We start from the raw sequence: 24,816 nt of genomic DNA, 5'->3' as shown, positions 1-24,816 counted from the left end.
CCGCCGTGACACCGGCGCTCGGAAACCTCACCCGCCAGCAGCGCACGCTGCTGGCGCGGTGGCTTCCGGGGGCGACCGTCGAGGCGGACCACAGCTGGGGTCTGGTGGCCACCACGGTGCTGGAGATGACCTGCGCCGGTTCGCGTTTCATCGTCAAGGCCGGCGGTGCCGAGGACCATGGCATCCGGCGCGAACTGGACGCCCATGCCAACTGGTTGCGCCCCTGGACCGCCCGGGGAAGGGCACCGGCTCTGGTGCATGGCGACGCGGAAGCGAAACTCCTCGTCACCCGTTATTTGCCCGGCGAGTTGGTGCTCGGCAGCGCGCAGGCCGAGGACCCACGGGTCTTCCAGCAGGCCGGTGAGCTGCTGGCGCTGTTGCACGCCCAGGTCGTCGTCACCGACGACGACCACGAGAGACGCGAGAACGAGAAGTCGCTGGCCTGGTTGTGCCGACCACACCGGATCGCCGCACACACCGTACGGCGATTACGGGCCGAGATCGCCTCCTGGCCGACCCCGCCGGCCCGCCTCGTGCCCACCCACGGTGACTGGCAGCCCCGCAACTGGCTCGTTCACGACGGTGTGGTGGGCGTCATCGACTTCGGCCGCGCCGCGATGCGCCCCGCATTCACCGACTTCGGCCGGCTGGCCGCCCAGGACTTCCGTCGCGACCCGCAGCTGGAGGCGGCCTTTCTCGTCGGGTACGGGCCTGATCCGCGTGAGCCGGACGCGTGGCACCGCACCCGGGTCCGCGAGGCGATCGGCACCGCGGCGTGGGCGTACCGCGTGGGCGACGAGGCCTTCGAGGCCCAGGGCCATCGCATGATCGCCGAGGCGCTCGCCAATGTCCGGCGCTGACCAGTCCGGCGGAGGCTGTGGCATCGCGATGCGATCATCGGTGCCATGCGCAAGATTGCCGTGACGATGGCCGTGGTCGTGCTGGTGTCGGGGTGCACCGGCGGACCGGCCGGCACGGACAACTCGGTCCCCGCCGGGACAGCCGCCGGCGGATCCCCCGAAGCCGTCGTCACCAGCCCGCCGGCACCTACCTGGCGACTGGCCGCGCTGCCGGAACTGGCCGGGCCGACCAGCGTGCTGTGGGACGTGGTGTCGGTGGACGCCACGCATGCATGGGCCGTCGGCAGCGAGGCATACTCACCCGAGCAGCCGAACGACACCGGCAGCCCGGTGATCCTTCAGTGGGACGGAAGAAACTGGGCCCGCGCGCCGCTGCCGGCGATCTCGTGGCACGGTCGTCTCGACCTCGTCGCCGGCGACTCGCCCGGGAATGTCTGGGCGGTGGGCAGCACTGCCGCCGCCACTCCGGAGGAGCAGGTGACGCACGTCCTGCACTACGACGGCAGCGCCTGGCGCGAGGTGCCGTTCGCGCGGGGCGACGGCGGAGGCCACGCACTCATCACCGGGCTCACCGTCCACGGCGGACAGACCTGGTTGGTGGGCAACGACGGCAGCAATGTGATCATCGAGCAGTGGGACGGACGATCCTGGCGGTCGCACCAGCCGCCCGCCGAATGCCGCACCGGCGGCACGTCCTTCGGTGGGATGCCGAACTTCTGCACCGTCACCGCGATCAAGGCATTCGGCCCGGACAACGTCTGGGCCGCCGGCAACGGCGCGTGGCAGGGATTCAAGGGCCCGTTGCTGTTCCACTGGAACGGCTCAGCCTGGCGCACCGTCCAGGTGGGCGTCGACAAGGAGGAGTCCTCGTTCGGCGCGCTCGCGGGTCGATCTTCTAGCGAGCTGTGGGCGGTGGGCGACGGTGGGTTGGCCGTCCGCGCGAGCGGTGGATCGTTCGAGCTGCTCAGGTACGGGCAAGGTGGCGCGCTGCCCGACGTGGTCACCGACCCGGCCGGACAGCCGTGGCTGATCGACAACTCGCCAACGCCGAGCGCGTCGCTCGCCACGTACCGCACCGGCGGGTGGGCCCGCGTCCCGGCGCCGCAACCGTCGGACGCGGTCGGCATGAGCCTGCACGGGCTCGACAGCATTCCGGGCAGCCCGCTGATGTTCGCGGTGGGAGCGGCCGATCTACCCACCGACCCGCGCTACCTGAGGGGGGTTGTCCTCGAGTACGCGCCGGCCCCGTCGACCGAATCACGCCACTGACGGGCCGGTGGCGGAGGTGGTGCTGACCGGGGTGGTGACCGCCGGCTGAACCGTACCGCCCGCCGGCCGCACATTGGGTGGGGCCGGCGGACACGGGACGGACAGCGCGCGGAGCGCGGCCTACGCTGTCCGGGTGGCGCCGGTAAGTCCAACGCAACGGGTCCTCTCCCCCGACGACGTGGTCGACTTCGTAGGTTCGTCCTTCGGCCCGCATCGGCGGGTGACCGACTGCGGGCCGCTGTCCGGCGGGGGCTTCGCCGCGGTGTGGTGGGCCCGCCTCGACGGCGACCGGCCGGGGGCGGGCCGCACGCGACCAGGCCACCGGGACGTCGTGCTCAAGGTCGCCCCGCCGCCCACCGCCCGGCTGCTGCGCTACGAGACCGACCTACTCGCCGCCGAGGCCCGGTACTTCCGGCTGGTCGCCGAGCGGGCGCCGCAGGTGCCGGTGCCGCCGGTGCTGCACCACGGCCACGACCGGCGACTCGGTGAGTGGCTGGTCACCGGCCGACTGCCCGGCCGGGCCCTGCCCGAGCTGGACGGCGACGACGCGGCGGTCCGCGCCGGCCTGGGCGCGGCCACGGCCGCCCTGCATCGGATCACCGGCGACCGGTTCGGCTACGACGCCGGCCGCACCGGCGGAGCGACCTGGTCGGCCGCGTTCGCGGCGATCATCGACGACCTGCTCGCCGACGCGGCCGACTGGGAGGTGCCGCTGCCCGCGCCGCCGGAGCGGTTCCGGGCGCTGGTGGCCCGGCACCGCGAACTGCTCGACACGGTACGCCGGCCGGCGCTGCTGCACTTCGACTGCTGGGACGGCAACGTCCTCGCCACCCTGGACGACGACGGGGTGCACCGGATGTGTGGGCTGGTCGACGGCGAGCGGTTCCTCTACGGCGACCCGCTGCTCGATCTGGTCTCTCCGCTGCTGTTCCGTCGCGCCGAGGACGAACCGACGCACCCGTTCCTGCGCGGGTACGCCGAGGCCACCGGTGTGCCGCTGGTCCTCGACGACGGGGCCCGCCGCCGGCTCGCGCTGTACCGGATGCACCTGCACCTGCTGATGACCGTGGAGATGCCCAGCCGGGGCATCACACCGGAGAACGACCCCGGCCGGCACACCCTGCTGGCCGAGCTGCTCGACCGCGACCTGACCGAGCTGGCCGCGGCCTGAGCCGGCGGCCCGCAGGCCGCCCAGCGGCCGGCCGGACCAGCCGGCGGGGCCGACGGACGACCACCGCTGGAGGAGCTGCCGTTGCGAGACCGTCACGCCAACCTGGCGCGCATCCGGTCGCTCGACCCCGAGCGTGACCATCTGGCGATCTACCAGACGATGCTGCGTCACGAGTTCTGCTGGGACCTGCGGCTCGGGCTCAACCTGGCGTTCAACCGCTCCTTCTCGATCCCGGAGATCGCCGCCGTGCACACCGCCACCGGCGAGCTGACCCGGCGGACCCGCAAGCGCATCGACGACACCGGCCTGCTGATGTACGAGATGGTGCTCAACGGCTTCGACCATCCGCGCGGGCGCTCCGCGCTGCGTCGGGTCAACCAGATCCACCGCCCGTACGGCATCGGCAACGACCACTACCGATACGTGCTCGGCTGCCTGGTGGTGATCCCGACCCGGTGGATCGACAGGTACGGTTGGCGCCGTACCTGCTGTCACGAGCGGCGCGCCACCCACGTCTTCTACCGGGAACTCGGCCGCCGGATGGGGATCACGGGCATCCCGGATACCTATCAGGAGTTCGCCGACTGGTTCGACGCGTACGACGCGGCACACCTGCGGCCCAACGACGACGCGGCGGCGATCGAGCGGGCCACCCGGGAGCTGCTGCTCGGCCGGCTGCCCCGCCCCCTGGCTCCGATCGGCGACGCCCTGGTCGCCGCGCTGTACGACGACCGACTGCGCGCGGCCACCCGGGTCGCCAGGCCGGCCTGGCCGGTGCGGGCCGGGCTGCACGCCGCACTGCGCGTCCGGGCGTGGCTGCTGCGTCACGTCGGCCGGCCCCGCGCCGAGCCGCTGTTCACCGACGGGGTGATCAGCACGAGGACGTACCCGGACGGCTACACCATCGACCAGCTCGGCCCACACCCCGGCTGATCCGCGACCGCTCCGGCGACGGCTGTCGCCGGTCCCGACCGGCGACGGCTGGTCGGGACCGGGTGTGCCGCAGGTCAGGACGGCGCGAAGCGGGCGATCGGATTGGTCAGGGCACCGACCAGTTGCAGCGCGGCGGACGGGTCAGCCAGGTCGACCATCTGCTGGTTGTCGCGCAGCTGCAGCCGGTTGAGGCAGGACAGCGCGAACTCCGGGGCGAACAGGTCGTAGCGGGCCAGCCGGTCGGCCAGGTGGGGTACCTGGCCGGCGTACTCGCTGGCGCAGTCGGCCACGGTACGCCAGAACTCCTCCTCGCCGATGACGCCCTGATCGGCCAGGGTCGCGCCGAGAAAGCGGAAGAAGCAGTCGAAGACATCGGTGAAGATCGACAGTAGCTTCATGTCCTCCGGGATGTCGGCGCGGACCCGCTCGACCGCCGGCGGCAACTGCGCCGCGGCGCTCATCACCACGATCTCCTCGGCGATGTCCTTGAAGATCGCCCGCTCCACGGCCCCGTCGCGCAGCACCAGGATGACGTTCTCGCCGTGTGGCATGAACGCCAGGTCGTAGGCGTAGAACGCGTGCAGCAGCGGAGTCAGGTAGGCGTTCAGGTAGCGGCGCAGCCACACCGCCGGCGCCAGCCCGGAGGTGGCGATCAGCTCGGCGGCGAACGACCGACCGTCGGCGTCGACGTGCAGCAGTGACGCCATGGTGGCCAGTCGCTGGCCGTCAGCCAGGTCGGGGACCGGGCTCTCCCGCCAGAGCGCGGCCAGCATCTTCCGGTACGGCGAGTAGCGGTCGGTGGCGGCCTCGTACTGGCGGTGCCGGTAGCCGACGGCGGCCCGCTCCCGGATGATGGTCAGCCCGGTGGCCCGGAACACCTCGTCGCCGTCGATCAGGTCGGCCAACCAGTCGTTGATGGCCGGGGTGGCCTCCATGTACGCGGCCGACAGGCCCCGCATGAAGCCCATGTTCAGCACGGACAGCGCCGTCTTGACGTAGTGCCGCTCCGGGTGGCTGACGTTGAAGAAGGTGCGGATGGACTGCTGGGCGAGGTACTCGTCGGGGCCTTCACCGAGGCAGACCAGCCGGCGACGCGCCACCTCGCCGGCGAAGGTCACCGACAGCTTGTTCCACCACTGCCAGGGGTGCACCGGGATGAGGTGGTAGTCGGCGAGGTCCAGGCCCAGCTCGGTCATGGTCGCGGCGAACCGGGCGAGGGTCTCCTCGCCCAGTTCGGTGCGGAGCAGCGTCTCCTCGTCCAGGTCGGCGGCGCTGGTGAAGGTGGCGTGGCCGTGGTGGGCGGCGAGCCAGATCAGCCGGACCGGGTGGGCCGCCTCGGGGGCGTACCGGTGGTACTCGTCGACACCGAAGCCGAGTCGCCCGTTGTTGGCCACGAAGCAGGGGTGGCCCTCGGTCATCGACGTCTCGATGGTCTGGAAGTCGGCCTCCACCAGCTTCGCCGCGCTGGGCAGCGCCCGGTCCAGCTTGTACGCCAGGCCGGCGAGGGTGGAGGTGATCTCCTCAAGGTAGACCGGCAGGATCCGGTCGGTGAGGCCGAGCGCGTCGCGCAGGTCGAGGCAGAAGTCGACCGCGTCCAGCGGCAGCGGCTCGCCGTCCCGGTGCCGGCTGATGCTCTCCGGATCGACGTCCCAGTGCTCCAGGGTCATCACCCGGGCCGCGAACCGGTACCGGACCGCGCCGGAGGCGGCCGTGACGGCGTACCAGCGGCGGCCGGCGCCGTCGGCGGCAGCCGGGCCGTCCGGTTCGGGAGTGAGCAGGCGCTCGTGGGTGAACTCGGCGAGCGCCTTGCGCACCAGCAGGCGGTTGGCCCGCTCCCAGGTCTGCGGGCGCAGGTGGGCGACCGGGTCACGGGTGGTCATGCCGGTACTCCTTCGTCTCGGGTCGCGGCCAGGAACCGCTGCCGGGTGCAGATACTCAGCAGGGCCGTCTTCTCCGGCTTGGTGACCGGTCCGACCACCTCGAAGCCGACCGCCGCGTTGAGCGCGTGCACGGCGGTGTTGCGCACGTCCGGCTCGACCACGACCCGCGCCGTGGCAGGGTCGGCGAAAAGCCAGGCCAGCACGGTGGTGATGACCGCCCGGGTGAAGCCGGACACGGGGGTGTCGGCGGGCGCGCAGAGGAAGTGCATCCCGACGTCGCCGGGCCGGGCGTCATGCAGGCCGACCAGCTCGACGCGCGCCGGATCGTAACGTTCGGCGAGGAACGCCGGCTCGCCCCGCCACAGACCGAGGCACGCCTCGTGGTGCGGATGATCGGCGATGCGCTGGTACTCGGCGACCACGGCGTCGACGTCGGCGTCCTGCATCAGCCAGAACGCCGCCTTGGGGTGGGTGACCCACCGGTGCAGCAGCGGCGCGTCGGCAGCCACGTCGAGCGTACGCAGGGCGAACACGCCGAGTCGCGCATCGTGGCGGGTGTAGACGAGCTGGCTCACCCGGTCACCCCGAAGTCCTGGAAGGCGATCGACTTCTCGATGGGGTACGGCTCACGGCCGAGCAGTTCCCGGATGATCCAGCTGTTGCGGTACGGACCCATGCCGAGATCTGGCGAGGTGATGCTGTGCGTGTGGGTGCCCCCGTTCTGCAGGAACACGCCACGCCCGGTGGAGTCCACACTGTAGTTGCGGGCGACGTCGAGCCGACCGTGCTGGTCGAAGCGCAGCCGGTCCCGGACCGGCTCCAGGAACGCGGGCACTTCGTACCGGTAGCCGGTGGCCAGCACCAGCCCCTCGGTGTCCAGGGTGAAGTCCCGCTCCTGCTCGACGTGGCGCAACCGCAGGGTGTGCATGCCGGTGCTCTGGTCGTGGGTGACCTCGGTCAGCTCGGTGTTGGTCAGCAACCGGGTGTTCACGGGGCCGTTGATGCTGGAGGCGTATAGCAGGTCGTAGATGTCGTTGACCAGCTCGGCGGAGATGCCCTTGAACAACCCCTTCTGCTCGGCCTCCAGCCGGTACCGGGTGGGCTCGGGCAGCGCGTGGAAGTAGTCCACGTAGTCCGGCGAGGTCATCTCCAGCGTGAGCTTGGTGTACTCCAGCGGGAAGAAGCGGGGCGAGCGGGTCACCCAGTTCAGCTGGTAACCGTGGTGGTGGATGTCGCCGAGCAGATCGTGGTAGATCTCGGCGGCGCTCTGCCCGCTGCCGACGATGGTGATGCTCCGCTTGGCCTGCAACGCGTCCCGGTGTTCCAGGTACCGGGAGTTGTGCACCGCGTCGGAGGTCAGGCCGGCGCAGGTGCCCGGCAGGTGTGGCGGGGTGCCGGTGCCGAGCACCAGGTGCCGGGCCCGGTGGGTGACGGTGGCGCCGTCGACGGTGGCGGTCACCACGTACCGGTCGTCGGTCGGGTCGTACTCGACGGCGGTGACCTGGTGGCCGAACCGCAGGTTGGGCAGTTTGGCGGCGGCCCAGCGGCAGTACGCGTCGTACTCGACCCGCAGCGGGAAGAAGTTCTCCCGGATGTAGAAGGGGTAGAGCCGGCCGATCTCCTTGAGGTAGTTGAGGAAGGAGAAGGGCGAGGTGGGGTCGGCGAGGGTGACCAGGTCGGCCAGGAACGGCGTCTGCAACCGGGACGACTCCAGCAGCATGCCGGGATGCCAGGAGACGTCGTCGCGGGCCTCCAGGAACAGCCCGTCGAGGTCGGCGACGGGTGCGGTCAGGCAGGCCAGGCCGAGGTTGTACGGCCCGAGGCCGATCCCGATGAAGTCGTAGCTTTCCATCCGGCCCTCCAGGCTCGGGTTGGCAGGTGGCATGGTCAGCCGACCGAGCAGGTCAGGTCGGCGGTGGCCGCACCGGCGTGTTCGTGCACGTGACGGCCGGCATGCTCGGCGATCAGGTCCAGCACGTAGGCGACGTCCTCGGTGGTGGTGGCCGGGTTCAGGACGGTGAACTTGAGGTACTGACGACCGTCGACCCTGGTGCCGGCGACCACGGCGAGACCGGAGGCGGCCAACGCCTCGCGGGCCCGCAGGTTGGCCGCGTCGGCCAGGTCCCGGCCGGGTCCGGTGGGGCGCCAGCGGAACACCACGGTGCTCAGCTGTGACCGGGTCAGCACCTCGAAGCGCGGGTCAGCGGCGACCAGCGCCCACGCCTGCGCGGCCCGGTCGCAGACCTCGTCGAACAGTTCACCGACGGCGTCGGGCCCCATCACCCGCAGGGTCAGCCAGAGTTTGAGCGCGTCGAACCGGCGGGTGGTCTGCAGGCTCTTGTCGACCTGGTTGGGGATTCGCTGGGCGACCATCCGGGCCGGGTTGAGGTAGTCGGCGTGCCAGGTGGCGTGCCGCAGGGTCCGCCGGTCGCGGACCACCAGCGCGCTGGAGCTGACCGGCTGGAAGAAGGACTTGTGGTAGTCGACCGTCACCGAGTCCGCGCGTTCGATGCCGTCGAGCAGGTGCCGGCGGGTGGGTGAGACCAGCAACCCGCAGCCGTACGCGGCGTCGACGTGCAGCCACACGCCGGACGTCGCGCACACCTCGGCGATGTCGTCGAGCGGGTCGATGGTGCCGAAGTCGGTGGTGCCGGCGGTGGCCACCACCGCCATGACGGTCAGTCCGGCGCGCCGGCAGCGGGCGATCTCGTGGCGGACCGCGCCGGGGCGCATCCGCCGGTCGGGGCCGGTCTCCACCACCACGACCGCATCCGGTGCCAGGCCGAGCAGCTTTGCCGCCTTCTGCACGCTGAAGTGACCTGCCGCCGAGGCGATGATCCGCAGCTGGGGCAGCAGGATCCGTCGGTCGGCGGGCGTCGCGGCGGCCAGCGCCTCCTCCCGAGCCAGCAGCAGGGCGTGCAGGTTGGACTGGGTGCCGCCACTGGTGAACACCCCGTCGGCGGCCGGGCCGAGACCGATCCGGTCGGCGGTCCACTCGATGAGCCGACGCTCGATCAGGGTGCCGCCGGCGCTCTGGTCCCAGGTGTCCATGGAGGAGTTGACGGCGCTGAGGATCGCCTCGCCGACCAGGGCCGGAATCACCACGGGGCAGTTGAGGTGGGCCAGGTATCGAGGGTGGTGGAACCAGACCGCGTCGCGCAGGTAGACGTCCTCCAACTCGTCGAGCGCGGCGGTGGTGTCGCCCAGCGGCCGGTCCAGGTCGATCGCCTCCACCTGAGGGGCGAGTTCGTCCGGGCGTACGCCGGTGAAGGGTCCGTTCGCCTCCGCCACCCGACGGGCCACCCGGTCGGTGCCGGCGGCCACCGCCCGGCGGTACTGCTCGACCGTGTCGTCGTTGAGCAGGTGTGCCCGGGCGGGTGTGGTCTCGGGCTTCGGGTGGGTCGGCGTTGCCTCGGCGGTGTGCACCGGCAGGGTCATGGACGTGTCCTCCACGATCGGCGGTTCGGTTTTCGGGCAGCCGGAACCCGCCGCACGACAGGTGGGCGGCGGGCAGTTCGGTTCTGGGAGGGGTGGCGGGGCGGCCGGTGCGGTGGTCGACCGTGGCCGGCCGCCCGGCGGCGTCAGGTGAGCTTCTTCGCCCCCTGGATCGCCTTGGCGAGGTTCTCCAGCAGCGGAGCCGCGCCCGCGTACGAGAAGCGGGGCACCGCGTCCCACGGCGTGACCTGCCCGGCCTGCACGGCGGGCAGTTGCTTCCAGGTGGGCTTGGCGGCCAGGTCGGTGGGTTGCAGGGCGGTGCTGCGGTTGTCGAGCAGAATCAGGTCGGCGGGGAACTTGCCGGTGTTCTCCCAGCTGAGCGCCTCGAAGTAGTCGCCGGCTTCCAGCTTGGTCGGCACCACGATGTCGACGCCGAGTTCGGCGAAGTACATCAGGTCGGTGCTGACCTTCGGGTTGGAGACGTAGAACAGGTCGGGGCTGCCGGAGGCGGCCATCACCTTGATGCCCGGATTGGCCGCGACGGCCTGGCGTACCGCCTCGGCGGCGGCCTCGAACCGTGCCTTGGCGTCGGTGACCTTGGGCGCCGACAGGTCGGCGCCGAGGGACTCGGCGAGCTGAGCGTACCGTTCGATCGGCTTGGTCATCGGCACCCGCGCGGTGGTGATGGTCACCACCGGCGCCAGCGGCAGGATCTTGTCCTTGCTCTCGTCCGGGACGTACCAGTAGGCACCCGGGTCGTACATGTGGGTGACCAGCAGCTCCGGGCGGAGGGCGGCGTACTTCTCGACGCTGAACTCGCCCCAGACGTTGCCGAGGATCTCCACGCTCTCCACGTCCAGGTCACCGGCCTGCGGCTCGACGCTGCCGTCGGCCTTCTTCGTCTCACCGAAGACGCCGACGATCTCGCGGCCGAGTCCGAAGTCGACAAGTGCCGCGGCGGAACCGGTGAAGGCGACCACCCGGTCCGGTCGGGCGTCGGCGGTGACCTCCTCGGGGCGGTCGTCGGTGAACGACCAGGGCCCGGAGGCGTTGTCGCCGTTGGCTCCGGAGGCATCGTCGCGGCCGCAGCCGACAAGTGCGGCGGCCACGGCGGCACCGCCGACGGCGAGCAGCCCCCGGCGGGAGAGGCGACGGGGAGAGAGGTGCTCAGACATTCGTGTCGTCTTTCGATCAGGGTCTCGGACCATGGACAGCCGGGGGTTAGGCTAACCTAACCTAACCTCGTGCCTAGACTCGGCTCCTGTCAAGTCCCGACGGCGTTTCGCACCACACTGGAGTTCACACTGTCCGTCATCGAGTCGCCACCCTACGAGACGCCGACCCGGTCGACCGCACCGCCCCGGCACCGCCGCACCGCCCTACGCGCCAGCGGTCTCCTCATGGCCGCGCTGACCCTGCTCACGGTCGCGGTGCTCAGCATGGCCGTCGGCGCCAAGCAGATCCCCCCGGGCGAGGTCTGGCACGCCCTGACCGACCGCGACGCCGCCGAGTACGCGGTCGTCCGCGAGTTGCGGCTGCCGCGCACGCTGCTCGGTCTGTTGGCCGGCGCCGCGCTCGGCGTGGCCGGCGCGGCGATGCAGGCGCTCACCCGCAACCCCCTGGCCGACCCTGGTCTGCTCGGTATCAACGCCGGAGCCGCCGCCGCCATCGCCACCGCCACCGCCCTGTTCGGCCTCGGTGGCGGCACCGGGCAGGTGTGGTTCGCGCTGCTCGGCGCCGCCGTCGTCACCGTCGGGGTGTACGCGGTCGGTGGCGGTCGCGCGGCCACGCCCGCCCGCCTGGCGTTGGCCGGCGCGGCACTCAACGCGGCCCTGTACTCGTACGTCAGCGCGGTGATGCTGCTCAACGCGGCCGGTCTGGAACGGCTGCGGTTCTGGACCGTCGGGTCACTGGCCAGCGCCGACACCGGCACGGTGCTGCGGGTGCTGCCGTTCATCGCCGTCGGGTTGCTTGTCGCGTTGGCCGCCGCCCGGCCGCTCAACGCCCTCGCCCTCGGCGACGACGCCGCGCAGGCCCTGGGTGCCCGACCGGCCGTGGCCCGAGCCGGTGTGATCCTCGCCATCACTCTGCTCTGCGGGGCGGCCACCGCAGCCTGCGGACCGATCGTCTTCGTCGGGCTGCTCGTGCCGCATCTGGTCCGTGCCCTCACCGGCCCCGACCTGCGCTGGCTGTTGCCCTACTGCGCGCTGCTCGCCCCGGTGCTGCTGCTCGGCTCCGACGTGCTCGGCCGGGTCGTCGGCCGTCCCGGCGAACTTCAGGTCGGCCTGATCACCGCCGTGGTCGGCGGCCCGCTGTTCCTGACGCTGGTGCTCAGGTCGAGGACGACCCGCTCATGATCGTGATTCGTACGCCCGGCCGGCTCTCGGTCCGGTTGCGTCCCCGCGTCCTCGCCGTCGGCGCGGTCTGCCTGCTGCTCACCATCGGCGTCGGCGTACTGGCCGTCGGACATGGCGAGTACCCGATGTCAGCGGTCGACGTGCTGCGCACCCTGAGCGGTGGCGGCAGCGCCGCCGAGGAGTTCATCGTCACCCAATTGCGGCTGCCCCGGCTGGTCACCGGCCTGGCCGTGGGCACCGCCCTCGGTCTGGCCGGAGCGGTCTTCCAGGCGCTGGTCCGCAACCCGTTGGGCAGCCCGGACGTGCTCGGCTTCACCCAGGGCGCGGCAACCGGCGCACTCGTCGTGGTCGCCGTCGGCGGCAGCAGCGCCGCCCTCGCCGGCTCCGCGGCCCTCGGCGGTGTGGTCACCGGCCTGCTCATCTACCTGATCGCCTGGCGGCGCGGCGTGCACGGCTACCGGCTGGTCCTGGTCGGCATCGGCATGTCGGCCATCCTCACCGGCGTCAACGGCTACCTGATGACCCGGGTGCCGCTGATGAGCGCCTCCCGGGCGATGCTCTGGCTCACCGGCAGCCTCGACGGCCGCGGCTGGTCCGACGCCGTGCCGCTGCTGGTCGCCCTCGTGGTGCTGGTGCCGGCGCTGCTGGCCTGCGCTCCGGCGCTGCGGATGACCGAGCTGGGCGACGACGCCGCCAGCGGGCTGGGGGTGAGCGTGCACCGGATGCGGATGCTGCTGCTCGCCGGGGCGGTGCTGCTGGTGGCGCTGTCCGCAGCCGCCGCCGGGCCGGTGCCGTTCGTCGCCCTCACCGCCCCCCACCTCGCCCGCCGGCTCACCCGGGCACCCGGGGTCACCCTGCTGCCGGCGGCGCTCATCGGCGCGCTGATCACCGTCGTCGCCGATCAGGTCGCGCTGCGCGCCCTCCCCGGCCAGCTCCCGGTCGGCGTGGTGACCGGCGTGATCGGCGGCGGCTACCTGGTGTGGCTACTGGCCACCGAGCGCCGGGCGGGCCGGCTGTGATGCCCGGACCGTCCCGCGAACCGCAGCCGAACACCGTGCCGTTCCCGACCATGACACCGTTCCCGATCACGACAACGGTCCCGACCACGACACCCGAGAACGGAGCAACCAGCATGTCGACCTCCCGGCTCGGTGGCAACGGGCTGCGGCTCGCCTACGACCGACGCGTCGTCGCCGAGGACCTCACCGTTGCCGTGCCCGACCGCTCCTTCACGGTCATCATCGGCCCGAACGCGTGCGGTAAGTCCACGCTGCTGCGGGCGCTGTCGCGGCTGCTGAAGCCGGCCGCCGGGGCCGTGCTGCTCGACGGCGCGGACATCCGTCGGCTGCCCGCCCGAGCCGTGGCCCGTACGCTCGGGTTGCTGCCCCAGTCGCCGATCGCCCCCGACGGCATCGGGGTGGCCGAACTGGTGGCCCGGGGCCGCTACCCGCACCAGGGACTGCTACGGCAGTGGTCCCCCGACGACGAGCGGATCGTCGCCGAGTCGATGGCCGCCACCGGCGTCGACGACCTCGGCGACCGGCTGGTCGACGAACTCTCCGGTGGCCAGCGGCAGCGGGTCTGGCTGGCCATGGCGCTGGCCCAGCAGACGCCCCTGCTGCTGTTGGACGAACCGACCACGTACCTCGACATCGCCCACCAGATCGAGGTCCTCGACCTGTGCGCCCGGCTGCACGAAGAGCAGGGCCGCACGCTTGTCGCGGTGCTGCACGACCTCAACCACGCCGCCCGCTACGCCACCCACCTGATCGCGATGCGCGATGGCCGGGTGGTGGCCGCCGGCGAACCCCGCCGGATCGTCACCGCCGAGCTGGTCGAGGAGGTCTTCGGCCTGCCCTGCCGGGTCATCGACGATCCGGAGACGGGTACTCCGCTCGTGGTTCCGGCAGCCCGCGCCCGAGCCGGTACGGTGGCGCGGTGAGCGCCCGCCGCTACCGCGACGACTACGGCGTCCCGCACCTGCGCGCCGACGACCATCTCTCGCTGGCCTACGCCCAGGGCCGGGTCACCGCCCTGGACCGGGCCTGGCAGCTCGAGGTGGAACGGCACCGGTCCCAGGGCACCTCCGCCTCGTTCCTCGGCGCCGACGCGGTGGCCTGGGACAGCTTCGCCCGCCGGGTGCGGCTCGACGACACCGCGCGACGTTGCCACGCCGCCCTCGACCCGGCCACCGCCGAATGGGTGGGTCGCTACGTGGACGGGGTCAACGACGCGCTGGCCGCCGCTGCGGCGCAGGCTCCGGAGTTCGCCGCCACCGGCCTGCGACCGGGCCGCTGGCAGCCGTGGACGCCGCTGGCGATCTGGCTCGGTCACCACGTGCTCTTCGCGGGCTTCGGCACCAAACTCTGGCGCGACCACGTCGCACGTCGGCTCGGCGTGCGGGCCACCGGCCTGTTCGCCGTCGACAACCACGTCACCTCGGGCAGCAACGGCTGGCTGCTCGCCGCCGACCGCACCGCCACCGGGGCCGCCCTGATCGCCGGCGATCCGCACCGGATCATCGAGGCGCCCGGCATCTACCAGCAGATCCGCCTCGCCTGCCCGGAGTACGACGTGCTCGGGTTCGCCGTGCCCGGCGTTCCGGGCATCCCCCACTTCGGTCATGCCGGCCGCGTCGCCTGGGCGATCACCAACGCGATGGCCGACTACCAGGACGGGTACGCCGAACGGCTGCGCCGCCGGGGCGACCGGGTCGAGGCGTACGGGCCGGACGGGTGGCGGCTCGCGCACCGGCACGTCGAGACGATCGAGGTGGCCGGAGCCGAACCGGTCGAGGTCGAGGTGATCGAGACCGACCGGGGACCGCTGATCTCCGGTGGGCCCGACGACGACCCGGCCGTCACGGTCAGCCTGCGCCATCCGCCCCGCGTCCTCGGTGAGCTGGGCTTCAGCGTCCTGCCGGCGCTGCTGCGGGCACGGACCGTCGACGACGTCGACGCGGCACTGGACGGCTGGGTCGAACCGGTGAACGTGGTCCTCGCGGCCGACACGGCCGGCGGGCTGCTGCACCGGGTGGCCGGCCGGGTGCCGCGTCGCCACCCGGACAACGGGTTGCGGGTGGTCCCCGGTTGGGAGGCGAGCCACGCCTGGCAGGGCTGGCACGACATGCCGAAGGCACCGGTCGACCGGGTGGCGGTGATGGCCAACGACCGTGGCATCGCCGCCGAACTCGGGGTGGAGTTCGCGCCGCCATACCGGGCCGACCGGATCCGCCAACTGCTGGACGCCACCGACGACTGGCGTGCCGAGCAGTTGGCGACCGTGCACACCGACACTCATCTGGCCGCCGCCGCGCCGCTGCTGGACCTGCTCGCCACGCTGGACGGGCTCGGCCCGGCCGCCGCCGGGCTGCGGGAACGTCTGCGGGCCTGGGATCGCCGGATGACCGCCGACAGCGTGGACGCCGCCGCCTTCGCCGACCTGCGGGCCGCCGTGACTCGTCGGCTCGCCGCCCACCCCGCGCTGGCGGTGCTGGCCGAACCACCCGCCTATCCCGAGGTGTTCCGGCCGTGGCTGGCCCTGCTGCCCCGGGTCGGGTACGCGGTGACCCCGCTGCTGCACGCCGACCTGCCCGGCCTCGATCGGGCCGACCTGCTGAGCGAGGCCCTGACGGAGGTGGCCGCCGACGGCGACCCTCCGTGCTGGGGCGAACGGCACCGGCTCCTGCCGTGGCAGGCGCTGCCCGAGCCGGCCGCGCCGCCGGGTCCGCAGCTCTCCGGCGACCACGACTGTGTGCTGGCCACCTCCAGCGTCCCCGGAGTCACCGACCTGTGCCTGCGCGGGCCGGCGGCCCGCTACGTGTGGGACCTGGCCCGGCGGGACGACAGCCGCTGGGTGGTGCCGCTCGGCGCCACCGGCAGCGGACCGCACCGCGACGACCAACTGCCGCTGTGGTTGGGCGGCGACCTGATCCAGACCGGCTGTGACTGGGACCGGCTGACCGAGGAGCATGATGACTGACGGTCACCACTACGAACGACACGTGCCCCGATTCGGTGTGGTCACCTTCCGGCCGGTCGAGCCCGACACCGACGCCGACGTCATCCACTCCTGGGTCAGTCAGGAGCGGGCCCGGTTCTGGGGGATGCGCGACGCCGACCGGGAGCAGGTCGCCGAGATCTACCGGTACGTGGGCTCGCTCTCCACCCATCACGCGTACCTCACCCTGCGCGACGGGCACCCGGTGGCGCTGTTCCAGACCTACGAACCCGAGCACGACCCGGTCGGCGAGTGCTACCCGGTGCGCCCCGGTGACCACGGTGGGCACCTGCTGATCGGCACCCCGGTACGGCCGGAACCGGGGTTCACCGGCACGCTGCTGGGCGAGTTCGTCTCCTTCGTCTTCACCGACCGCAGCCGACTACGTCTGGTGATGGAGCCGGACGCCCGCAACGACAAGGCGATCACCCGGTTGCGGCGGGCCGGTTTCGTCGACGGCCCGCTGATCGATCTGGCCGACAAGCGAGCCCGACTGATGTTCCTCGACCGTCAGTCGGCCGGCGTCGGTTCGCAGCGTTCGGACAGGGCGTAGCGGGTGAGCACCACGTCACCGATCTGACGCGCCTCGACCACCTGTGCCCGCCGACCCGGGTGCCACGGAAAGCTGCCCTCGCCGACGAACCGCGGTGCCCGCCGGTCACCCACGAAGAACGGGGCCACCACCAGGTGCAACTCGTCGGCGAGCCCCGCCGCGAGGAACTGTCCGTGCACGCCCGCGCCGCCCTCCACCAGCAGCCGGCCGATGCCCCGTTCGGCGAGGTCGGCCAGCATCCGCACCAGGTCGACCGGGTCACCGGCGTCGACCACGGTGGCCAGCCCGCCCAGCCGGTGCCGGGTCTTCTCGACCGCGCCGCTGGCGCTGTAGACGATCCGCTCGGTGTCGCCGACGGTGAACAGCCGGGCCTGCGGATCCAGGTCGCCGCAGCCGGTCACGGTCACCCGGGTGGGCGACGCCGGCAGGCCACGGGCGACGCGCGCGGCCCGGCGCCGTTCGCAGCGCACCAGCAACCGGGGATCGTCACGGCGGACGGTGCCGGCGCCGACCAGGATCGCGTCGCAGCCGGCGCGGACCTCGTCCACCCGGTCGAGATCCGCGTCGTTGGACAGCAGCAGCCGCTCCTCGGTGGCGTCGTCGATGTAGCCGTCGATCGAGGTGGCGCAGCTGAGCAGCACGTACGGCCGGGCCACCCCGGGCGGGCCGGTCACCGGACGCAGGGAAGGTCGGCGGTGCGGGCCGCGCGGCTGGCCTTCGCCGCGAGGTAGTCGGCGTTGGCCGGGGACAGGAACACGCCGGTGGGCACCTGTTCGGTCACGGTGATCCCGAGCCGACCCAACTGATCGGTCTTCTCCGGGTTGTTGCTCAGCACCGCGATCGGTCCGACGCTGAGCGCGGCGAGCATCTGCGCGGCGACGGTGTAGTCCCGTTCGTCCTCGGCGTGACCGAGCGCGACGTTGGCCTCGAAGGTGTCCAGCCCCGCGTCCTGCAAGGCGTACGCGTCGAGCTTGGCGTACAGCCCGATGCCCCGGCCCTCCTGGCGCAGGTAGAGCAGGTAGCCGCCGACGTCGGCGATGCGCTGCACCGCCTCGCGCAACTGCGGCCCGCAGTCGCAGCGCTGGCTGCCGAACACGTCGCCGGTCAGACACTCGCTGTGCGGGCGGACCAGGGGCACGTTCCCGCCGCGTTCGGCCGCGGCGGTGTCGCCGAGGGCGAAGGCGAGGTGCTCCCGGCCGTCGACCAGCCCGTCGAAGGTGAACAGCCGGGCCGTGGTGGTGTAACCGTCGGGGAACCGCAGCGGCACGGTGACCTGCGTCCGGATGGTGGCGACAGGCAGTGATTCGGACATGGGTCTCCTCGTCAGACGGTGGCGGGTACACGGATACGTCGGGCCAGCAGCACGGCGGCTCCGGGCAGGCTCGCGACGAGCACCAGGGCGCCGTACACCGTCGCGGTAGCCACCCCCTCGGCGGCGGTCAGGCCGGCGGCGGCGAACGCCCACGCGGCCACCCCCTCGCGGGGGCCGAACCCGGCGACGTTGGCCGGCACCCCCATCGCGAGCAGGGCCAGCAGGGTCAAAGGCAGCAGCAGGGTCAACGGGGCGGTGGAACCCGCAGTGCGTGCCGCCACCAGGAAGGTGGCGAGGTGCCCGGCGACGGCCAGCGCCGAGGCGAACAGCACCCCGGCCCAGGTACGCCGGCCGAGCAGCCCGCGTCGGACGTCCGAGACGGCGGTGCCCAACGCGCGCGCCCACCGGGAGGCACCGGACTGCGGCAGCAGCCGGGCGGCCAGCACCACGGCGACCAGCACCGCCACCGCCACGGCGGTCGCCACCGGCAGGAACGGACGCACCGGCGACGGGAAGGCGAACAGCAGCACCGCTGCCACCGCGACCAGCACCACCTGCCCGGCCATCCGCTCCCACACCACCGCCCGGATGCCGCGTCCGACGTCACCCACGTCGCGGCCGTGCCGCACCGCGCGGTGCACGTCACCGAGGATTCCGCCGGGCAGCGTCGCGTTCAGGAAGATCGCCCGGTAGCAGTGGGCGACCGCCTCCCGCAGTGGCAGCCGTACGCCGAGCCCACCCGCGACGAGACTCCACCGCCAGGCGGCGCAGACGGTGGTGAGGACGCCGATGGCGAGCGCGGCGGCCAGGGCCGGCGCGTCGATCAGCCGCAGTCCGGCCAGGAACGGACCGGTGCCGAACCAGCAGAGCAGCCCGACGAGGACGGCCAGTCCCAGCACCAGACGGGCCCAGCCCCAGAACGACCGGCCCACCGGGGTCGCCGTGGGCGCGGCGCCGCCAGCTTCATCCCCCACTCGTGCCTCCCCGGCATGACGATCTTCCCTGACTGTACGCACGCAGCTGGTGGGCTGCCGGTTCAACGGGGCAGCGCCAGCAGGTCGACGTGACCGACCAGTACCCCGAGCCGACCGGTTTCAGCCTCCGCCAGCCGACGGGGTGCGTACTCATCGGTAAGGGCGGTCAGCTCGGGACGTTCCTCCCGAGCCGCGTCGAGCCATCCGGTGAACCACTCCGCCACCAGGGCGGCCTGTTCCGGACCGAGCAGCCAGGGACTGAGGCGTCGTTCCACGTCCACCCCGTGCCGGGCGAAGGCGGCGGCGCAGGCGTCGACCGCGTCCGGCCCGAGCAGCCGCCGACCACCGACGGTACGCCGCTGGTGGGCGTTGAAGGCGGCGGCGACCTCGTCGTCCAGCGGGTCGGCCGGGGTCAACCGCACGGTGCCGGTCACGGAGATCAGGAACAGGGCCGGGCACCCGGCCTCGGCACAGGTGGCGACCAGTCTGTCGAGTTCCTCGACGGTCAGCATGTCGAGCAGGGCGGAGGCGGTGACCAGTGCGGCGTCGGCCAGCTCGGCGGCGGTCAGGCGGGTCAGGTCGCCCTGGCGCGTCTCGACGGTCACCGGGGCGCCGTCGGCGGCGGTGGCGGGCATGCCGGCGCGGGCCCGGGCCAGCAGGTCGGGGTCCTGTTCGTGCAGGATCCAGTGCTGCGCGCCGGGCAGCAGCGGGGCCAGCCAGCGAGCCAGCGAGCCGGTCCCGGCACCGAGATCATGAATCACGAGGGGCCCGGGGGCGCGCAGCGTCGCACTAAGCGTGTCGACAAGGTCGGTGGACCGGGCCGCCACGTCGGCGGGTTCCCGCAGCGCGAGCCACTTCGCGAAATCGGGCGGGAGATCGATGCTCATGCCGACGCCTCCTTCAGGGCGGTGGTGATCCGGGCGATCGTGCTGTCCCAGTCCGCGAGGGTGTCCCGTCGCTGGACGGCGGCGTGCCGCAACTGCTCACGCAGGGCCGCGTCGTCGAGCCAGCGGCGTAACGCCCTGGCCAGCGCGGTCGGGTCGTCGGGCGGCACCAGCAGACCCGGCCGGTCGCCCGTCGCCGTGCGCCCGAGGGCGTCGGGCACTCCGCCGACGGCGGTGGCGAGCACCGGCACGGCGCGCGCCAGCGCCTCGGTGACCACCATCCCGTACGTCTCACCGCGCGACGGGTGCACCAGCAGGTCGGCGGCGGCGTACGCGGCGGCGAGCCGGTCGCCGGCGAACGGCCCGGTCAGCCGGATCCGGTCGGTGAGCCGCCCGGCGGTGATCCGCTCCCGCAGCCGGTCGACGAACTCCGGCTCCCGGTGCAGCGGTCCGACGCAGGTCAACGTCCAGTGCCGGTCGGCCACCATGGTCACTGCCTCGACCAGGACGTCGTGTCCCTTGTGCCGGGCGACCGCCGCGACGCAGAGCAGGGCCGAACCGGTCGCCGAGCCGGTCGCCGGCGATGCCGGGTCCACCCCGGGCGGCGCCACGTGCACCCGTTCGGCGGGCAGCGGGTACCGCCGCAGCAACGCGTCACGGGTCCAGGCGCTGGTGGCCACCACGGCGGTGACCGTGGCCAGCGCCCGGGCCTCGGTGTCGTCTTCCCGGGGCAGGTGCACCAGTGCGACCAGGCGCAACCGCCCGGAGTGCGCGGCGAGCACGTCCGGCACCACCGAGGCGACCAGGCCGTCGACCAGCACCAGCGCACCGTCCGGCGTACCGGCCAGCACCCGCGCCAACGCAGCCTGCGCCGCCGGGGACGGTCGCGGCCAGTCACCGGCCACGCCGTGCTCGCGGACCAACCAGCCGGCGACGGTGAGCCCGGCGCAGATCCGCCGGTCGTAACCGTTGCCGCCGCTGGGTGACGCCGGGTCGTCGATGTCGCCCGGCAGGATCACGTGCAGGGTCGGCACGTCAGGCGGTGCCCTCACCGACGGCGGTCGAGCCGGGCAGCGCCCGCTCGTAGCTGGCCCACGCCACGTGCGACTCGTGCAGGGTGACCGTGATCCCGGTCAGGCCCCGGGCACCGCCGCCGAGTTGACCGGCGGCCACCCGCTCGGCGAGCCGGTCGGCGATGGTGCGGGCCAGCACCTCAGTGGTGGTGTTCTGCCCGGCGAACGCGGGTTCGTCGTCGAGGTTGCGGTAGTTCAGCTCGCCGAGCACCGCCTTGAGCTGCTCGGTGGCCAGTCCGATGTCGACCACGATGCCGTCGTCGTCGAGGTCCGGTCGGCGGAAGGTGGCGTCGACCACGAACGTCGCGCCGTGCAGCCGTTGGGCGGGGCCGAAGACCTCGCCACGGAAACTGTGCGCGATCATGATGTGGTCACGGACGGTCACGCTGAACACGGTTCACTCCCCGTCGTAGGTGATGAGGTGGCACAGCGCGGGCAGGTCGCCCCCGCTGAGTCGGGCGAGTACGTCGGGCAGTTCCGCGAACGGCGACCGGCCGGTGATCAGCACGTCGAACGCCGGGTCGGCAAGCAGGTCCAGGGCGAGCGCCATCCGGTCGGCGTAGCTGCGACTGCCGCGTCGCGCCGGCGCCACCATGCCGACCTGGCTGCTGCGGATGGTCAGTCGTCCGGAGTGGAACGCGCCGCCGAGGGACAGTTGCACCGGTCGGTCGCCGTACCAGCTCAGTTCGAGCAGGGTGCCTTCCGGCGCGAGCAGGTCCAGGCCGCGTTGCAGGCCGGCGGCGCTGGCGCTCGCGTGCAGCACCAGGTCACGGCCGTCGCTGGCGGTCTCGGGGTCAGCGAAGTCGACACCCAACGCGGCGGCCACCTCGGCGCGGGACGGATCGGTGTCGACCAGTTCCACCCGTACCCCGGGGAAGCGGGCCAGCAGGGCGGTCACCGCACAGCCGACCATGCCACCCCCGACCACGGTCACCCGGTCGCCGACCAGGGGCGGGGCGTCCCACAACGCGTTGACGGCGGTCTCCACCGTGCCGGCCAGCACGGCACGGGCCGCCGGCACCTGCGCCGGTACGACGGTCACCGCCTCCGCCGGCACCACGTACGCGCTCTGGTGCGGGTGCAGGCAGAACACCGTACGCCCGAGCAGGTGCGCCGGGCCCTGCTCGACCTCGCCGACACTGAGGTAGCCGTACTTGACCGGGGCCGGGAAGTCGCCATCCTGGAACGGGGCGCGCATGGCGGCGTACTGGCTGGCGGGCACGCCCCCGGTGAAGACCATAGTCTCGGTGCCCCGGCTGACCCCGGAGTACCGGCTGCGCACCAGGACCTCGTCGGCGTTCGGTTCCGGCAACGTCACCGGACGGATCTCACCCGCACCGGGAGCCCGGAGCCAGAAGGCGTGGGCGGTACGCGTCACCGGATTTTTCTCCTTACCTGCGTCCAGACCGAACCGATCCGTCGTATTTTCCGTAGTTCCCTGGCAGGGGTCGTCGATCATAAACACGGAGGCACGGTGTCCACAGTTCGAACCGGTCCGCAAATCGGGCTGATCGTCCAGATCGTGCTGCTGGCGGTGCTCGCCGCGACGGTCGGTCTCGGTGTCGCGGGCTGGCTGGCTGGGCTGGCGTACGGGGCGGTGACCTGCGTGGCGCTCGTGCGTGGGCTGCGTCACGCGGGCTCGACCCGGCTGGGACCGGCCGACTGGGTGACGATGGGTCGCGGCCTGCTGGTCGGGGCGGTGACCGCGCTGATCGCCGACTCGCTGACCGGCGGTCGCCCCGCGCCGGTGGCGCTGCTGGTGGCGATGACCGCGGTGGCCCTGGCACTCGACGCGGTCGACGGCAAGGTGGCCCGCCGCACCGGTACGACAAGCGCCCTCGGCGCCCGGTTCGACATGGAGGTCGACTCGTTCCTGGTGCTGATGCTGAGCCTTTACGTCGCCCCCTCGGTCGGCGCCTGGGTGCTCGCCATCGGCCTGATGCGGTATGTCTTCCTGGTCGCCGGCTGGGTGCTGCCCTGGATGAACGCGCAGTTGCCGCACCGGTACTGGCGTAAGGTGGTCGCCGCGGTCCAGGGGATCATGCTCGCGGTCGCCGCCGCCCAGGTGCTGCCCGGGATGCTGACCACGGTTGTGCTGGTGGCCGCGATCGGCCTGCTGGTCGAGTCGTTCGGGCGGGACGTCAGCTGGTTGTTCCGGCACCGACCCGTCCGGACCGTGCCGGCACTGGTGGTGCCGGCGGTGCCGACCATGCCGACGGTGCCGATCGGCGTGCGGCGGGCCGATCGGGTCGACGAGCGCGACCTGTCCACCGCCCCCGTCCTGTCGCTGCGCTGACCCGGGAGACCCAGTTGTCGATCGCCGACCCGGCGTCCACGCCCGACGCCGACCAGAATCCGCGCACCGCCACCGCCCCCCACGATCACGCCGCCGCAGCGGGTCCGTCCGAGGTGATCGAGGCGCGCGATACCGACGCGCCCGGGAACGGGACCGTCGCGTCGCGCCAGGCCGGGGCGGATGACGCCGCGTCCCGGCCAGCGCCGGTCACCCTGCGCCGACGGATCCTCGCGCGGGTGGCCACGGCCCTCGCCGCGCTGCTGGTGCTTGTCACGTTCACCCTGCCCAACCGGCCGTGGCAGCTGGAACCCGGCGCGTTCCTGCGAATCCCGCTGGAGGCGCTGCTGCTGGCGGCGCTGCTGCTCGCGCTGCCCGGTCGGCCCCGCCGGGTGGTGGCCGCGCTGGCCGGTGGACTGCTCGGGCTCGTCGCCGTGGTGAAGGTCGGTGACCTGGGCTTCTACTCCTCGCTGGGTCGCCCGTTCGACCTGGTGCTGGACTGGTCGCTGCTGGACGAGGCGTTCACCTTCGTGGCCGAGTCGATCGGCCGGCCAGGCGCGATAGCCATCGCGCTCGGCATCGGGCTGCTACTGCTGACCGTTCCGCTGCTGACCGCCCTGTCCGCGGTACGGCTGTCCGGATTGCTGACCCGGCACCGCACCGGCAGCACCCGGGCGGTTGCCACGCTGGTGGTGGTCTGGGCGGTGCTGGCCGCCTTCGGGGCGCGGATCGTGCCCGCCATGCCGATGGCCGACACCAACGCCACCATCCTCGTTCAGGAGCATGCCGCCGAGGTCCGGGACCGGCTGTACGACCGCCAGGCGTTCGCCAGCGAGGTCGGGGTGGACCCGTTCCGGGACGTGCCCGCCGACCAGCTGCTCACCGGCCTGCGCGGCAAGGATGTGCTGATCGCGTTCGTGGAGAGCTACGGTCGCGACGCGGTCACCGACGCCGAGTTCGCGTCCATCCCCCGGATGCTCGACGAAAGCGCCGACCGGCTGGCCACGGCCGGGTTCGCCACCCGCAGCGGCTTCCTCACCTCGCCGACCATCGGCGGGGCGAGCTGGTTGGCGCACGCCACTCTGCTGTCCGGCTTGTGGGTCGACAACAACCAGCGCTATCGGAACCTGCTCGCCACCGACCGGTTCACCCTCGGCGACGCGTTCCGGCGCGCCTCCTGGCGTACCGTCGGGGTGATGCCGGCGGTCAACCAGGCATGGCCGGAGGGCGCCTTCTACGGTTACGAGCAGTTCTACAGCGGTCCCGACCTGGGCTACCAGGGCCCCAAGTTCGCCTTCGCCCCGATGCCTGACCAGTTCGCCATCCACCAGTTCCATCAGCGGGAGCTGGCCGGGCAACAGGATCGTCCGGTCATGGCCGAGCTGGCCCTGGTCTCCAGCCACTCGCCCTGGACGAAGGTGCCGTCGCTTGTCGACTGGGACACCATCGACGACGGCGAGGTGTTCCGGCGGGGCATCATCGGTACGCCGACGGCGCAGGCCCGCACCGGTTACCGGCACTCGGTCAGCTACACGCTGCGTACCCTCATCTCCTACGTGGAACGGTACGGCGACGACGACACGGTGCTGGTCTTCGTCGGTGACCACCAGCCCGCGCCGGTGGTCACCGGCGAGAACCCGAGCCACGACGTGCCGATCCACATCGTGACCAAGGACCCGTCGGTGCTGCAACGCACCGACGACTGGGGCTGGCAGGACGGCCTGACCCCGGACCCGAACGCACCGGTCTGGCCGATGAACGAGTTCCGCGACCGCTTCCTCACCGCCTTCGGCCCCACCGGATCCCGCCCCCAAGCCCAACCC

Annotated in this window: 23 protein-coding genes; 11 read left to right on the top strand and 12 right to left on the bottom strand. The window is 72.5% G+C overall.

All coding sequences use genetic code 11. The annotated features are described in order from the left end of the window. Nucleotides 1-5: 5 nt before the first annotated feature. The 4 genes from KBX50_RS00115 (at nucleotide 6) to KBX50_RS00100 (ending at nucleotide 4,233) form a co-directional block, all read left to right on the top strand. Nucleotides 6-860 (top strand): phosphotransferase, encoded by an 855-nt coding sequence (locus KBX50_RS00115; protein ID WP_210933527.1) that lies wholly within the window; start codon nucleotides 6-8, stop codon nucleotides 858-860. A gap of 45 nt (nucleotides 861-905) precedes the next feature. Continuing rightward, a complete protein-coding gene (locus KBX50_RS00110) occupies nucleotides 906-2,129 on the top strand; it encodes a hypothetical protein (RefSeq protein WP_210933525.1) in 1,224 nt (407 codons plus the stop codon). 133 nt (nucleotides 2,130-2,262) lie between these two features. Next, nucleotides 2,263-3,300 (top strand): aminoglycoside phosphotransferase family protein, encoded by a 1,038-nt coding sequence (locus KBX50_RS00105; RefSeq protein WP_210933523.1) that lies wholly within the window; start codon nucleotides 2,263-2,265, stop codon nucleotides 3,298-3,300. Nucleotides 3,301-3,381: 81 nt separating this feature from the next. Beyond that, nucleotides 3,382-4,233 carry an oxygenase MpaB family protein gene (locus KBX50_RS00100; protein ID WP_210933522.1) on the top strand — a complete coding sequence of 284 codons (852 nt, stop codon included), beginning with the start codon at nucleotides 3,382-3,384 and terminating at the stop codon, nucleotides 4,231-4,233. 74 nt (nucleotides 4,234-4,307) lie between these two features. On the opposite strand, the gene KBX50_RS00095 is transcribed toward KBX50_RS00100, so the two are convergent. From KBX50_RS00095 to KBX50_RS00075, 5 genes are all read right to left on the bottom strand, one after another. Then, entirely contained in the window at nucleotides 4,308-6,113 is a 1,806-nt protein-coding gene (locus tag KBX50_RS00095) for an IucA/IucC family siderophore biosynthesis protein (RefSeq protein ID WP_210933521.1), read from the bottom strand. Continuing rightward, nucleotides 6,110-6,688, bottom strand: a complete 579-nt coding sequence (locus KBX50_RS00090; RefSeq protein WP_210933520.1) for a GNAT family N-acetyltransferase — start codon at nucleotides 6,686-6,688, stop codon at nucleotides 6,110-6,112. The genes KBX50_RS00095 and KBX50_RS00090 overlap by 4 nt, the downstream gene beginning before the upstream one ends. Continuing rightward, nucleotides 6,685-7,965, bottom strand: coding sequence for a lysine N(6)-hydroxylase/L-ornithine N(5)-oxygenase family protein (locus KBX50_RS00085; RefSeq protein WP_210933518.1), 1,281 nt, complete (start codon nucleotides 7,963-7,965; stop codon nucleotides 6,685-6,687). The genes KBX50_RS00090 and KBX50_RS00085 overlap by 4 nt, the downstream gene beginning before the upstream one ends. 35 nt (nucleotides 7,966-8,000) lie before the next feature. Further along, the gene (locus KBX50_RS00080) at nucleotides 8,001-9,551 is read right to left on the bottom strand and encodes an aspartate aminotransferase family protein (protein ID WP_210933516.1); all 1,551 of its coding nucleotides are present in this window, start codon (nucleotides 9,549-9,551) and stop codon (nucleotides 8,001-8,003) included. A gap of 143 nt (nucleotides 9,552-9,694) precedes the next feature. Continuing rightward, nucleotides 9,695-10,723, bottom strand: coding sequence for an ABC transporter substrate-binding protein (locus tag KBX50_RS00075; RefSeq protein ID WP_210933513.1), 1,029 nt, complete (start codon nucleotides 10,721-10,723; stop codon nucleotides 9,695-9,697). Nucleotides 10,724-10,948: 225 nt separating this feature from the next. On the opposite strand from KBX50_RS00075, the gene KBX50_RS00070 reads away from it, so the two are divergent. The 5 genes from KBX50_RS00070 (at nucleotide 10,949) to KBX50_RS00050 (ending at nucleotide 16,457) form a co-directional block, all read left to right on the top strand. Beyond that, complete coding sequence (locus KBX50_RS00070) at nucleotides 10,949-11,905, top strand: iron ABC transporter permease (protein ID WP_247672905.1); 957 nt, start codon at nucleotides 10,949-10,951, stop codon at nucleotides 11,903-11,905. Beyond that, complete coding sequence (locus tag KBX50_RS00065) at nucleotides 11,902-12,924, top strand: iron chelate uptake ABC transporter family permease subunit (RefSeq protein WP_210933509.1); 1,023 nt, start codon at nucleotides 11,902-11,904, stop codon at nucleotides 12,922-12,924. The genes KBX50_RS00070 and KBX50_RS00065 overlap by 4 nt, the downstream gene beginning before the upstream one ends. 113 nt (nucleotides 12,925-13,037) lie before the next feature. Further along, the gene (locus KBX50_RS00060) at nucleotides 13,038-13,847 is read left to right on the top strand and encodes an ABC transporter ATP-binding protein (protein ID WP_210933508.1); all 810 of its coding nucleotides are present in this window, start codon (nucleotides 13,038-13,040) and stop codon (nucleotides 13,845-13,847) included. Continuing rightward, entirely contained in the window at nucleotides 13,844-15,886 is a 2,043-nt protein-coding gene (locus tag KBX50_RS00055) for a penicillin acylase family protein (protein WP_210933507.1), read from the top strand. The genes KBX50_RS00060 and KBX50_RS00055 overlap by 4 nt, the downstream gene beginning before the upstream one ends. Then, complete coding sequence (locus KBX50_RS00050) at nucleotides 15,879-16,457, top strand: GNAT family N-acetyltransferase (protein ID WP_210933506.1); 579 nt, start codon at nucleotides 15,879-15,881, stop codon at nucleotides 16,455-16,457. The genes KBX50_RS00055 and KBX50_RS00050 overlap by 8 nt, the downstream gene beginning before the upstream one ends. Here the strand turns inward: KBX50_RS00050 and KBX50_RS00045 are convergent. The 7 genes from KBX50_RS00045 to KBX50_RS00015 all read right to left on the bottom strand — a co-directional run bounded on the left by KBX50_RS00045 (nucleotide 16,415) and on the right by KBX50_RS00015 (nucleotide 22,078). After that, nucleotides 16,415-17,131: a dihydrofolate reductase family protein gene (locus KBX50_RS00045; protein ID WP_307870771.1), complete on the bottom strand. Its 717-nt coding sequence runs from the start codon at nucleotides 17,129-17,131 to the stop codon at nucleotides 16,415-16,417. The two genes, KBX50_RS00050 and KBX50_RS00045, sit on opposite strands and share 43 nt — an antisense overlap. After that, a complete protein-coding gene (ribA, locus tag KBX50_RS00040; protein ID WP_210933505.1) occupies nucleotides 17,128-17,769 on the bottom strand; it encodes a GTP cyclohydrolase II in 642 nt (213 codons plus the stop codon). Before ribA ends, KBX50_RS00045 begins: the two co-directional genes overlap by 4 nt. An 11-nt stretch (nucleotides 17,770-17,780) precedes the next feature. Then, nucleotides 17,781-18,743 carry a lysylphosphatidylglycerol synthase domain-containing protein gene (locus tag KBX50_RS00035; RefSeq protein WP_307870770.1) on the bottom strand — a complete coding sequence of 321 codons (963 nt, stop codon included), beginning with the start codon at nucleotides 18,741-18,743 and terminating at the stop codon, nucleotides 17,781-17,783. A 62-nt stretch (nucleotides 18,744-18,805) separates the two neighbouring features. Continuing rightward, nucleotides 18,806-19,630, bottom strand: coding sequence for a class I SAM-dependent methyltransferase (locus tag KBX50_RS00030; RefSeq protein ID WP_210933504.1), 825 nt, complete (start codon nucleotides 19,628-19,630; stop codon nucleotides 18,806-18,808). Then, nucleotides 19,627-20,679: a glycosyltransferase family 4 protein gene (locus KBX50_RS00025; RefSeq protein ID WP_307870769.1), complete on the bottom strand. Its 1,053-nt coding sequence runs from the start codon at nucleotides 20,677-20,679 to the stop codon at nucleotides 19,627-19,629. The genes KBX50_RS00030 and KBX50_RS00025 overlap by 4 nt, the downstream gene beginning before the upstream one ends. Next, nucleotides 20,663-21,094: a 6-carboxytetrahydropterin synthase gene (locus KBX50_RS00020; protein ID WP_093402329.1), complete on the bottom strand. Its 432-nt coding sequence runs from the start codon at nucleotides 21,092-21,094 to the stop codon at nucleotides 20,663-20,665. The genes KBX50_RS00025 and KBX50_RS00020 overlap by 17 nt, the downstream gene beginning before the upstream one ends. Before the next feature lie 3 nt (nucleotides 21,095-21,097). Beyond that, nucleotides 21,098-22,078, bottom strand: a complete 981-nt coding sequence (locus KBX50_RS00015; protein ID WP_210933503.1) for a zinc-binding alcohol dehydrogenase — start codon at nucleotides 22,076-22,078, stop codon at nucleotides 21,098-21,100. Between the two features lie 96 nt (nucleotides 22,079-22,174). On the opposite strand from KBX50_RS00015, the gene KBX50_RS00010 reads away from it, so the two are divergent. Then, on the top strand, nucleotides 22,175-22,996 hold the full coding sequence (locus tag KBX50_RS00010; RefSeq protein ID WP_210933501.1) for a CDP-alcohol phosphatidyltransferase family protein: 822 nt from the start codon (nucleotides 22,175-22,177) through the stop codon (nucleotides 22,994-22,996). Continuing rightward, nucleotides 22,993-24,816 (top strand): sulfatase-like hydrolase/transferase (locus KBX50_RS00005; protein ID WP_374224560.1); only part of this gene is annotated, 1,824 nt, incomplete at its 3' end. The genes KBX50_RS00010 and KBX50_RS00005, both read left to right, overlap by 4 nt.

The organism is Micromonospora sp. C51 (assembly GCF_018070435.1).
GTDB lineage: Bacteria > Actinomycetota > Actinomycetes > Mycobacteriales > Micromonosporaceae > Micromonospora > Micromonospora sediminimaris.
This window is presented reverse-complemented; position numbering and strand designations above follow the sequence as displayed.